This window comes from Nocardia vinacea NBRC 16497, assembly GCF_000308835.1.
Lineage (GTDB): Bacteria > Actinomycetota > Actinomycetes > Mycobacteriales > Mycobacteriaceae > Nocardia > Nocardia vinacea.
Genome location: NZ_BAGN01000051.1, coordinates 1 through 11771 on the forward strand (window position 1 = coordinate 1; position 11771 = coordinate 11771).

General features: G+C 66.8%; 12 protein-coding genes and 1 pseudogene. 6 read left to right on the forward strand and 7 right to left on the reverse strand.

Going from position 1 to position 11771, the window contains the following annotated elements; all coding sequences use genetic code 11:
- Window positions 1–698: 698 nt before the first annotated feature.
- On the forward strand, window positions 699–1796 hold the full coding sequence (locus tag ON44_RS06060) for an adenosine deaminase (protein ID WP_040686876.1): 1098 nt from the start codon (window positions 699–701) through the stop codon (window positions 1794–1796).
- 2 nt (window positions 1797–1798) lie between these two features.
- On the opposite strand, the gene ON44_RS06065 is transcribed toward ON44_RS06060, so the two are convergent.
- From ON44_RS06065 to ON44_RS06085, 5 genes are read right to left on the reverse strand one after another with little or no spacing between them, the layout of a single operon-like run.
- Entirely contained in the window at window positions 1799–3076 is a 1278-nt protein-coding gene (locus ON44_RS06065; protein ID WP_040686877.1) for a SatS C-terminal domain-containing protein, read from the reverse strand.
- A 26-nt stretch (window positions 3077–3102) separates the two neighbouring features.
- Entirely contained in the window at window positions 3103–3450 is a 348-nt protein-coding gene (locus ON44_RS06070) for a YbaB/EbfC family nucleoid-associated protein (RefSeq protein ID WP_040686878.1), read from the reverse strand.
- Entirely contained in the window at window positions 3447–3797 is a 351-nt protein-coding gene (locus ON44_RS06075) for a hypothetical protein (RefSeq protein ID WP_040686879.1), read from the reverse strand. Before ON44_RS06075 ends, ON44_RS06070 begins: the two co-directional genes overlap by 4 nt.
- Window positions 3798–3817: 20 nt before the next feature.
- Window positions 3818–4942, reverse strand: coding sequence for a C40 family peptidase (locus tag ON44_RS06080; protein WP_040686881.1), 1125 nt, complete (start codon window positions 4940–4942; stop codon window positions 3818–3820).
- Between the two features lie 4 nt (window positions 4943–4946).
- The gene (locus ON44_RS06085; protein WP_306306466.1) at window positions 4947–5255 is read right to left on the reverse strand and encodes a hypothetical protein; all 309 of its coding nucleotides are present in this window, start codon (window positions 5253–5255) and stop codon (window positions 4947–4949) included.
- 154 nt (window positions 5256–5409) lie between these two features.
- Between ON44_RS06085 and upp the strand changes: the two genes are divergently transcribed.
- Together upp and ON44_RS06095 are read left to right on the forward strand one after the other, a co-directional pair.
- Window positions 5410–6033: a uracil phosphoribosyltransferase gene (gene upp, locus ON44_RS06090; RefSeq protein ID WP_040686884.1), complete on the forward strand. Its 624-nt coding sequence runs from the start codon at window positions 5410–5412 to the stop codon at window positions 6031–6033.
- 24 nt (window positions 6034–6057) lie between these two features.
- Entirely contained in the window at window positions 6058–6480 is a 423-nt protein-coding gene (locus tag ON44_RS06095; protein ID WP_245567025.1) for a DUF4913 domain-containing protein, read from the forward strand.
- Window positions 6481–6489: 9 nt separating this feature from the next.
- On the opposite strand, the gene ON44_RS06100 is transcribed toward ON44_RS06095, so the two are convergent.
- Both ON44_RS06100 and ON44_RS06105 read right to left on the reverse strand, forming a co-directional pair.
- Window positions 6490–7986 carry a phospho-sugar mutase gene (locus ON44_RS06100; RefSeq protein ID WP_040686888.1) on the reverse strand — a complete coding sequence of 499 codons (1497 nt, stop codon included), beginning with the start codon at window positions 7984–7986 and terminating at the stop codon, window positions 6490–6492.
- On the reverse strand, window positions 7987–8766 hold the full coding sequence (locus ON44_RS06105; RefSeq protein WP_040686890.1) for a purine-nucleoside phosphorylase: 780 nt from the start codon (window positions 8764–8766) through the stop codon (window positions 7987–7989).
- 248 nt (window positions 8767–9014) lie between these two features.
- Here ON44_RS06105 and ON44_RS06110 point away from each other — a divergent pair, with 248 nt between their 5' ends.
- From ON44_RS06110 to ON44_RS06120, 3 genes and pseudogenes are all read left to right on the forward strand, one after another.
- A complete protein-coding gene (locus tag ON44_RS06110) occupies window positions 9015–9719 on the forward strand; it encodes an enoyl-CoA hydratase-related protein (protein WP_040686892.1) in 705 nt (234 codons plus the stop codon).
- Between the two features lie 93 nt (window positions 9720–9812).
- On the forward strand, window positions 9813–11042 hold the full coding sequence (locus tag ON44_RS06115; protein ID WP_051181614.1) for a M20 family metallopeptidase: 1230 nt from the start codon (window positions 9813–9815) through the stop codon (window positions 11040–11042).
- A gap of 92 nt (window positions 11043–11134) precedes the next feature.
- Window positions 11135–11771 (forward strand): annotated as a pseudogene (locus tag ON44_RS06120) (amidohydrolase); the annotation flags it as partial.

Genomic DNA, 11771 nt, shown 5'->3' on the forward strand with positions numbered 1-11771 from the left:
TGGTGCGCGCGATTTCCGGGTGTGCGTGAGTTCGTTCGGTGCGTGAACTTTGCCTGGCGGTGTCGGGTTCGGTTGGTGCGTGAATTCGTGTGGTGCGCGCGAATCCCGGGCGTGCGTGAACTCGCCCGGCGCACGAACTTTTGCCTGGTCGACTCGGACTCGGCTGGCACGCGAATTCGCTCGGCGCGCATAAATCCACCCGGCCTGCGCAAGCTCGTCTGGCGGCGCGATCTCACCTGCTCGGCGTGAACTTGCGTTGCTCGGCGTGAACTCGCGCTGCTCCGCATGAACTCGCGCTGCTCGGCGTGAACTCGGCTGCCATGTGAGGACTCGCGCTGTCCGCGCGAATCCACCCGGTACGCATGAGCGCGCTCATCGTGTGACGATCAACTGGCAACCCGCGTGCGTGGCGCGCCAACTCTGTGTGCCGGTGTATGCCGTCCACTCATCGAACGACTGCGACACGTCGAGGATGAAGGCGAGTCGATTGCACCGACGTGGTGGATAAAAGGTGTGCGGCAAGCGGGCAGGAAACCGACCGCTACGTTAATTCTTGGCTGGTTGAACGGGCTTTCCGGTACTCGAGGTGTGGCAATCCGGCTGCTCGAGCAGGGACATTGCGGGTTATGCCTCGGGTGGGGGTGGCGGAGAGCGCAATCACAGCCGCATGAACGGGTCTGTGCGGCTAACGTGTGGTCATGACAGGACCGATGCCTTTGACCCTTGCCTCGATCCGCCAAGCTCCCAAGGCGCTGCTGCACGATCATCTCGACGGTGGTCTGCGGCCCGCGACGGTTTTGGAGCTCGCCGCCGATTGCGGTTACGACGACCTACCCGCCGACAATGAGACCCAGCTGGCGGCGTGGTTCCGCGACGCGGCCGACAGCGGCTCGCTCGAGCTCTATCTGGAAACCTTCGCGCACACCGTCGCGGTAATGCAGACCCCCGAGGGCCTGCGCCGCGTGGCTCGGGAATGTGCGGAAGACCTCGCCGCCGACGGCGTGGTCTATGCCGAAGTGCGCTTCGCTCCCGAACAGCATCTCGAGCGCGGCCTGACCCTGGACGAGGTGGTCGAGCACACCCTCGCCGGATTCCGCGAGGGTGTGGCGGCCGCGGCCGAGGCCGGTCGCCCGATCGTGGTGATCTGCCTGCTCACCGCCATGCGGCATGCGGCGCGTTCGCGCGAGATCGCCGAACTCGCGGTGCGGTGGCGCGACCGTGGCGTCGGTGGTTTCGATATCGCGGGCGCGGAAGCGGGCTTTCCGCCCAGCCGTCACCTGGACGCCTTCGAATACATGCGAGCCAATAGCGCGCATTTCACCATTCACGCCGGTGAGGCGTTCGGGCTGCCGTCCATCCACGAGGCGCTGGCGTTCTGCGGCTGCGATCGACTCGGCCACGGTGTGCGGATCACCGACGACATCACCGTTCCCGGCGCGATCGAGGACGCGCAACTCGGACTGGTCGCGAACTACGTGCGGGATATGCGAATTCCGCTCGAGCTCTGTCCCTCGTCGAATGTGCAGACCGGCGCGGTCCCCGCACTCGACAAGCATCCGTTCGACCTGCTGGCGCGGTTGCGCTTCCGCGTCACCGTCAATACCGATAATCGCCTGATGAGCGACACCAGCATGAGCCAGGAGATGCTCAAGCTGGTCGACACCTTCGGTTACGGCTGGAGCGACCTCGAACGCTTCACCATCAACGCGATGAAGTCCGCGTTCATCCCGTTCCCCGAACGCCTGCGCATCATCGACGACATCATCAAGCCGGGTTACGCCGTCCTGCTCGGCTAGCCCTACTTCTCCTGTGTGAGCCTGGACTCGAAGTTGCGCTCCAGGTCCCGCCAGCTCTGGGCCTCCGCGGTGAACGGCGGGTTCGGGGCCAGGCGGGTCGGGTCCGGGTTCAGCAGGTAGGAGACGTACCAGCCGAGCGGGGTGGACTGCGCAAGCGCCTGCTCCACCGTGTCGTCGTCGGCGTAATCGGCTGCGTCGGTGAACAATTCGACCGCCAGATCGAGCTGTTCGATATCGACCGCCTCCGGGCCCTCGCCCAGGTCGTCGGCGAGACCGGGCAGCACGTAGACGTTCTCGTCGGTCACCTCGACCTCGAGCGAACCGTCGACGGCGGCGGTCTGCACATCGGTGTAGGTGCTCACCCGCGCCAGCTCGTGCTCGTGGTCATCGGCCAGGTAGCGGGCCAGCGCACGCTCGGAGCCGAATACGGTGATGGATCCGTCCTTGCCGAGGAAGATCGGCTCGTCATCGAGGTAACAGCGCAGCGTGAAGTAGGTGCCGTCGGAGGTGACGATCTTGACCGGGTCGATGCCGACCTCGTGCCAGAACGACTCGTCCTCCTCTTCCTCCTCCTCTTCGTCTTCTTCCTCGTCCTCGTCGTCCGCATCGAGGTCGACGGATTCGAACTCCTCGTCCTCCTCGCTGTCGGCCGCGTCATCGGCGTCGACGACGTTCTCCTCCGCGGCGAGCAGTTCGGCCTCCGCGACCGCGACCGCCTCGGCATCGACCTCGGGAGTCTGCACGACGGAGTCGATGGCGTCGAGGACATCGTCCCAGCCCTTGGCGATGGCGGCGCCGATCTGATCCCACAGCTCCTCGCCGTCGCGCCCGACGAAGGCGCTCACGCCGCTGGCCAGCGCGCCGACCACCGGATGGGAGCCGAAGAACTTGGTCACCGTCTCCAGCTCGCACACCTCACCGATGTTGCGCACCATGCTGAGCGTGTCGTCGAGCTCGGCGATGGTGTCGACATCGGGATCGTTCGCGACCAGCTCCGGCACCCCGACCAGATCGAAGGTGAAGTTCTCCTCCGGCTCCAGTTCGACAGCCGACAGCCCGGCTACGACCTTCCACGCCGGATGGTCCACGAGATCGTTATCGGAGTTGGTCCGGATGAATGCGGCCAGCTCCGCAACGGTCTCGAAACCGTAGAGGGAGTCCTCGTGTCCGAGGAACGCCTCCCACTCGTCATCACCGTCGCGCCAGCGCGGTGCCCACAGGGTGACGAGATCGCCGTCGGTCAGGCCGAGCTCGATCGGGACGATGTCTCCAGAAGCCATGTGCGGAAGCCTATCGACCTTCCGAGTCAGTGACTATCCGGCCCGCCCCCAACGCTTCCCTGGGCGCCCTCCGGCGCTACCACGAACGACTCGTTCAGTGTCGCAACGACCTTCGATCGCTGCGCGCCGGCGTCCTCGGCGGCCTGGCGACAGGCCCATACGATCAGCTGGCCGACCTCGGCGGGCGGCAGTGAGGTGACCGACTCCGACAAGCTCAGCGCGACCAGGGCGCCGTCGCTGTTCACCTCGACGCTGACCGTGCCGTCCTCGGTCCGGAACCGCCCGTGCACCTGCTTGAGGCCGTACAACGCGGCCTCGAGCGCTTCCAGTTTCGCCGTCGCGTTGGCAACCAACGCGTCCATCTCAGCACTCATACTGGCCTCATCCAGCTCGTCGGTCCCGTGTCCGCGTCATCGATCCGGTCCAGTTCGTCCACCGCGGCCTGGCGCGTCGGCAGGCCGAGCTTGTCCAGGATGTCGGCGGGCATACCCGCCTCGGCGAGCAGCTCGCGGCGGCGGGCTCGGGCGGCGACGGTGGAGCGCTTGGTCAGTCGCAGGATCTCGTCGGCCAGAGTCTGTGCGCCGTAACGGTATTCGCTGCGTTCGAACTTGATCTCGATCGGCATGCCCTGGTCGGTGGCACGGACCGAGATGGTGCCCGATCGGTTGGTGCTCGACGCCACCGTGACATTGGGTATCGGTGGGGTCTGGGGCTGGGACATTATTCGCTCGCTCCGCTCACTTATGAGGTCGGCCGGTAGAAGCCATAGAAGTTCATACCCATGTTGTCGGTCCGAACCGAGCTGATCTGGACCGGATTACCGGCCTCGACGAACTGCCCGTTGCCGACCACCATCGCGACGTGGCCATCCCACACCGCCAGATCGCCCGGCATCAGATCGCCCGGCGAAACCTGCATATGGCCGTTGCCCTGTTCCTGCGCCAGCCGGGGCAGATCGACACCGGCCTCGCCGTACGCGTACTTGGTGAGACCGCTGCAGTCCAGTCCGGAGCCGGGCGTATTGCCACCCCACACATAGGGCGTGCCGACCGCGCCGATGGCCGCCTTGACCGCCGTCGCCGCCTTCTCGTTCGGGGCTTCCACGACGCTGCCATCGGGCAGGGTGATCTTCACGCCCTTACCGGAGGCCGACGACTGCCCGGTCCCGGTCGTGGTGCTGGTACTCGGTTTGGAACTGGACGCTGTGCTCGCGGTCGTCGTGCCGGCTTTGCTCGCGGTGCTCATCAGGCTGCTGAGCATGCCGCCTGCGCCGCTCGCGACACTACTCACCGTCGATGACAACTGGGAGGCACCCTGGGTGGCGGTGCCGACCGTGCCTGCGACATTGGACAGCGACGGCGTCGACGGCGCGGGAGTCAGCTCGTTCATCGACGCGGTCTGGGTATCGAGTTCGTTGCGTACGCGGCCGACCACATTCAGCCCCTGACCGATGTGGTCGATCGCGGAGCCGACGAGCACCGTCAGCCCCTCCGGGGTGGCCAGCGCCGGACCGAGACCGGTGGCCTGGTTCACGAACGACTGGACGATCCCGTTCAGTTCCTTCTGGCCCGTTTCGACCTGGGCGGCAGCCTGATTCACGACGGTAGCCATATCGTTGCCGCGGTCGGAAATGCTGGCGGCCGAGGTCTGCACCCGCAGCGCCTTCGCGGTGACGGCATCGGCCGCCGCACCGTCCCATGCGTTGTTCACCTGGTTGATGCTGTTGCGGCCGACCGCGTGCACCTGGTCGACGGCGGTCGAGGTGGAGGTCAGTGCGTCGGCGGGCCCGCCGGTGGGCAGGACGCCGGTGCCGAAGCTGGAGAGCAGATCGAGCAGTGGCTGGACCAGGGCGCTGACATCGATCACGGCGTCACGCGTCCAGTCCGGTGGCGTTCAGCCCGGCGGCATTGTTCAGGTCGGTTTCCTCGAGGACGACGGCGGAAGAGGCTGCCGCACCGCCCATACTCGCGAGCACCGCCGACAACTGCCCGATCGAGGCGACATGCCCGGCATGGGCCGCAGCGTAGGCGGCCATGAAATCGCCGCCGATCAAGCCCATTATGGGGCCGAGGAGAGTGGGATCGGCTGCCGCGGCGCTCGCTCCGGCGGCGGCGAGATCACCTGACATGGTCGCGGCCGTCGCGCCGTAGGCGGTGATGCCCTCGGTGTCGGCCGACATCTTTCGCATAGTGCTTCCCCCATCTGTTTGTTCCCAGGCAGAGTACGTCATCCACCTAGTTCGACGCGCTGCCTTACCGATCGGTTCCAGCCATTCGAAAAAAATTCGGGTGGAGGTTTGCCGCCGAACTCGTATTCGACCTTATCGTTCCAACATGCGCACGCACACCGTGGACCATCCACTCGCCGCCGCCCTGCTGACCACGATGCGCGATGCGGGCACGGCCAATCCGGCCTTTCGCGCCGCACTGCGTGATCTCACCGGAATCCTGATCTACGAGGCGCTGCGCGACGCGCCGGTGATCCATTTCCCGATCACCACACCGGTATCCGACACCGAGGGAACGCGATTGGCGCGGCCGCCGCTTTTGGTTCCGGTGCTGCGCGCCGGACTCGGCATGGTCGACGCGGCCGCCGAACTCATTCCGGACGCCAGGGTCGGTTTCGTCGGCATCGCTCGCGACGAAACCACCCATCAGCCGGTGCCGTACATGGAATCACTGCCCGCCGACCTGTCCGAGATGCCGGTCTTCGTACTCGACCCGATGCTGGCCACCGGCGGCTCGATGCGCCACACCCTGCAACTGCTCGCCGCCCGCGGCGCCACCGACATCACTGCGGTCTGTGTGGTAGCCGCTCCCGAAGGCATTGCCGCCCTTGCTGATTCGGGTCTGCCAGTGCGCCTGGTCACCGCAGTCGTCGACACGGGTCTCAACTCCGACGCCTACATCGTCCCCGGCCTGGGCGACGCGGGCGACCGGCAGTTCGGCCCCCGTTGAGCCACTTTCGCGTCGAATATGTCGGTGACTTCTGACAGGCTGAATGCCATGGGGAGTCAGCAGGAAGTCCGTACCACGATCTATCTCGATGTTGTCGAATTCGTCGAGAACTATCTCTCGCTGGTGTACGGCGACGCCGTCGGATTCACCGATGACGAGGTGCAGTGGTGCCCTGAATGGTGGAAGCATGTCAGCGTGGTGGCTCGTCTGGATGCGCTGTGGCGTTCGTGGGAGCACTATCGACTCGATGGCAACACCGGCCTGAGTGTATGGCTGTTGGACCACGCCGACCCACACATGCGCGAGTTGCTCAGGCGCGACGGTCCGTTCCGGCATTGCTCGGTAGAGAACGGACACGGGAGCACTCGGCCGCTGCCGTTGAAGAGCCCCACGCCGGGTCTGTTCCGAGATCCCCCGGTGGTTCGCTCGGCGACCGAGTCCGGATGACGGCCTGGCTCAGAGCCCTCGACAGAAGGCACGCAGTTCGGCGATGCGTTGTCCGGCCGCGGTTTTCGACTCAGCCAGAACTACGCGATCGACGACCGGCACGACCACTTCCAAGTAGCACTTGAGTTTCGGTTCGGTGCCGGATGGGCGGACCACGATCCGGGAACTCGCTCCCTCGAAAATCAGTGCGTCGGTACGCATTCGGCCGCGCATCTGGAGCAGGTCGGTGTAGTCGACCGGCTCGCCCGCGATTTCGTCGGGCGGGGCGGCGCGCAGGCGGTTCACCAGGTCAGCGGCGGCGGCCGGGTCGGGTAGGCGCAGCGCGACCTGGTCGGTGGCGTGCAGGCCGAATTCGACCGCGTAGTCGTCGAGTTCGTCGGCCAGGGTGCGGCCCGCGGTCTTCAGCCGGGCGACGAGATCGGCGGCCAGCACCGCCGCGGAGATACCGTCCTTGTCGCGGACGGCGGCCGGGTCCGCGCAGTGTCCGATGGCCTCCTCATAGGCGTAGACCAGACCGTCGCCCGCGCGGGCCAGCCATTTGAAGCCGGTCAGCGTTTCCGCGTACCGCGCGCCGCGGGCGGCGGCAAGCTTCGAGAGCAGTCGCGACGACACGATGGTGGTCGCCACCAATGCATCCGGCGGCGCGGTACGCAGCACGTAATCGCCGAGCAGCACACCGGTTTCATCGCCGCGCAGCATGCGCCAGCCGCCGTCGCCGTCCGGAATGCCGATGGCGCAGCGATCGGCGTCCGGGTCGAGAGCGATGGCGAGGTCCGCGCCGATCCGGGTGGCGGTGGCGAGCAAAAGGTCGGTGGCACCGGGCTCTTCCGGATTCGGGAAGGCGACAGTGGGGAAGTTGGCATCGGGCGCGAATTGCGCACCGACGACATGCACATGCTTGAATCCCGCCGCGGTGAGGGCAGCCACCGCCGTGTCGCCACCGACTCCGTGCAGCGGTGTCAACACGATCCGGACATCGGAGCGCTCGCCGGGACCGCCGATCAACTCGGGCAGCCGAGCCACCCGATCGATATAGCGGCGCACCAGGTCATCGGCGGCCGGTGTGACGGGCGTGCGGGCGATCGGCTCGGTGACGGCCTCGATGCAGCGCTCGATCTCGGTGTCGGCGGGTGCGAGCAGCTGCGAACCGCCGTCCAGATACACCTTGTAGCCGTTGTCGGTCGCGGGATTGTGCGATGCGGTGATCTGCACTCCCGCAACGGCTCCCAGCTCACGCACCGCGTACGCGACGATCGGGGTGGGCAGCGGCCGCGGCAGCAGCGTCACCGGAAAGCCCGCGGCGGCAAAGATTTCCGCGGTCGCGATGGCGAATTCGGCGGAGCCGTGCCTGGCGTCGCGCCCGACGACCACCGCGCCGCCGCCGAGACAGCGGCCGCGCAACCAGTCAACGAGTCCGGCGGTCGCCCGGCTCACCGTGTCCAGGTTCATGCCGTCGGGCCCGTCCTGGAGGGGCCCGCGGAGCCCGGCGGTGCCGAAGCGCAGCATCTACAGCCGTTCCAGTACGCCGCGCAGCAATTTGCCGAGACGCGGTGCGGCCGCATGTCCCTCGGCGAGTACCTCGGCATGCGAGAGGTGCGCACCCGTGACGCCCGCGGCGAGGTTGGTGACCAGCGAGATTCCGAGCACTCGGGCTCCGAGCGCACGTGCCGCGATCACCTCGAGCACCGTCGACATGCCGACCAGATCCGCGCCGATGGTGCGCAGCATCCGGATCTCGGCCGGGGTCTCGTACTGCGGTCCGGTCAGGCCCGCGTACACGCCCTCGGTCAGGCTCGGGTCGATTTCCCTTGCCAGCGCACGCAATTCGGGATCCCACGCGTCCACGAGATCGACGAAGGTCGCGCCCGCCAGCGGCGTGCGGCCGGTGAGATTGAGATGGTCGCTGATCAGCACCGGCTCACCGACACGCAGTCCGTCCCGGATACCGCCCGCCGCATTGGTGAGCACCACGGTTTCCACGCCCGCTGCGATCGCCGCGCTCACCGGATGCACGACATCGCTCGGCTGATAGCCCTCGTACAGATGCTGACGCCCCATCAGCAGCAGCACGGGCGTGTTGTCGACGGCTACCGAATGCACCATCCCGACATGGCCTTGCGCACTCGGCGTCCCGAATCCGGGCAGCTCCGGCATCGGCACCGACGCCGACGGCGTCCCGATCTCCGCGGCCGCCTCCTGCCAGCCCGATCCCAGCACCACTGCAACCCGGTGCCGCTCCACTCCCGTACGTTCGGCAATCGCCCTCGCGGCCTGTTCGGCAAGCATGCCGTCACGGTAGCTGATTTGCCGCGCCTGCGGCGGATGCGCTTCGACGACTCGGACGCGAGACGGGCCCTCGCTCGTAAGACTCGCTCCGGAGTGGTCGCTGATGGTGGGTCGTGTGACCGTGAACGTCGCTCGTAAGACTGGCTCCGTTGACGCTGGGGCGGCGGCACGGCTCGCTGCCGCACGACCCGCCGAGCATTAGCTACCCATGAGTAGGTGTCGCGCGGCATACCCGTTACGCTGCACGCATGCCGTACCTGGAACGTGAAGGGGATGTGTTCGTCGTCTACCTCGGGAGCGAGGGGCAGACCGACAGCGAGAACCGTTTCCATCCGGATTGGATCGATGCATTCCACGGGCTGTTGGACCAGGTCGAGGCGTCCGAGGGGCCGGCGGCGCTGGTGACAACGGCGAGTGGGAAGTTCTACAGCAACGGGCTCGATACCGATTGGCTCTTCGGCAACCTGGACAAGATGCACGGCTACCTCGACCGCGTGCACAGCATCTACACCCGCCTGCTGACCTTCCCGCTGCCGACGGTCGCAGCCGTCAACGGTCATGCCTTCGGCGCGGGCGCCATGCTCGCGACCTCGCACGATTTCCGGGTGATGCGCGCCGACCGCGGCTTCTGGTGTCTGCCCGAGGTGCATCTCGGCATGCCGTTCACGGTCGGTATGAACGCGCTGCTCACCGAGCGTCTCACCAATCAGGTCTGCGTACAGGCCATGACCGCCGGGCACCGCTTCGCCGCCGACGAAGCCATTACCGCGGGAATTGTCGACGCGAAGGCGGATGCTGATGCGTTGCTGAAGTCCGCGATCGAGCGCGCGGGCGCCCTCGCGGCAAATCGCAAGCCCAATCTGCCGGTGATCAAGCGGTCGCTGCACGCCAAGGCGCTGGCCGGGCTCGCGACCCCGACCACCCCGGAGAATCTGGCGTTCGCCCCGGGATAACCGCAACATGATCACAAACCTTGCGTCGCGCGACGGCATCGCCCCGTGACGCAGGGTGCGCCCGATCATCGGCGCAGTGCCAGACTGTGTGCCATGCCACCACCGCGCAGCGGGCACCCCGAATCACGCACGGACCACCACGCGCATCCGGGTGCGGCGGCGGATGCCGCGATCCTGGCCGCCGCGCCCGAACTGATCGCGCTATCGCATTCGATCCATGCCGAACCGGAGCTGGCGTTCGAGGAAACCCGTAGCGTCGCCAAGACCATCGCGCCACTGGCCGAGCGCGGTTTCGCCATCGAGACCGGCATCGCCGACCTGCCCACCGCATTCCGCGCGACGTACGGATCCGGCGAGCTCACGGTGGGTATCTGCGCCGAATACGATGCGTTGCCCGAGATCGGGCACGCCTGCGGGCACAACATCATCGCGGCATCCGCGGTCGGCGCCGGACTCGGCCTCGCCGAGGTGGCCGACGTGCTCGGCATCACCGTCGTCGTCTTCGGCACACCCGCCGAGGAGAGCGGCGGCGGCAAGGTGCTGATGCTCGAGCGCGGTGTCTTCGACGATGTCGCGATGGCGATGATGGTGCACCCCGGTCCCATAGATATCGTCGACGCGCGCTCGCTGGCGCTGGCGGATCTGTCGGTGGTTTTCCACGGCCACGAGGCGCATGCCAGCGCGGCCCCGGAATTGGGCCGGAATGCGGGCGACGCGGTGACCGTCACGCAGGTTGCTCTCGGATTGCTGCGCCAACATCTCCGACCCGGGCAGCAACTGCACGGTATAGTCAGCGACGGTGGCGTAGCCCCCAACATCGTTCCCGGACGTGCGGAACTGCTGTATTACCTACGCGCAGTCGACTCCGCATCCCTCGACGATCTGATGCGACGAGCGTCGGCTTGTTTCGAGGCGGGTGCGCTGGCGACCGGCTGCACTCACGAAATCCGGACGGTTGCGCCGACATATACCGAGCTGACGCCCGATTCGGGATTACTGTTTGCCTATCGCGAGCAGATCGTGGACTTGGGCCGGGTGCCGATCGCACCGGAACTCGAGGCGCAGCGACCGCTCGGGAGTACGGATATGGGCAACGTCACCAACGTCATACCGGGCATACATCCGGTCATCGGCATAGATGCCGGTGGGGCGGTGACGCATCAGCCAGGCTTCGCCGCGGCGAGTGTCAACGCCTCGGCCGATCGTGCGGTAACCGACGGTGCGATCGCGCTCGCGCGTACCGCTATCGCCGTAGCCCGCGATCAAGTACATAGGGACAGGTTGTTGCAACGGCTCGTTCAACGACAGGAGGACATTCGGTGAGCATTACCGGCCGTTCCGCGGCGCACGCGACACGCTCTGGGACGGTGACGCGCGCGGCCACGGGGGGTCAGGGGAGCGCCGCACAATCGGATATCGCAGACGTCGGCCCGGACGCGGTCGATTCCTGGCTGGCCGAGCACACGGTCGATCTCGTCCAGTGGCGTCGGCACATCCATGCGAACCCGGAGCTGTCCCGCACCGAATTCGCCACCACCGAGTTCGTCTCGGCCTGGCTGACCAAGGCTGGATTGACGCCGCAGAAGATGCCCAACGGCACCGGAGTGCTCTGTGACATCGGTCCGGTAGACGCACCGCGCATCGGACTGCGTGCCGATATGGACGCGCTCCCACTGCAGGAATTCACCGGACTCAGCTTCGCATCGACCGTCCCCGGTGTCTCGCACGCATGTGGGCACGACGCGCACACCACGATCCTGCTCGGCACCGCGCTCGCGCTAGCCGATCAGGACCTACCGGTGGGCGTGCGATTCGTCTTCCAGCCCGCCGAAGAAGTGATGCCGGGCGGTGCCATCGATATGGTCGCCGCCGGCGCGATGGAGGGTGTCGACCGGATCTTCGCACTGCACTGCGATCCGCGCCTCGAGGTCGGCCGGGTCGGCATCCGGGTCGGCGCGATCACCTCGGCCGCCGACACCATCGAATTGGTCCTCGATTCGCCGGCGGGCACACCTCGCGTCCGCATCTGACCAGCGACTTGGTCTACGCCAT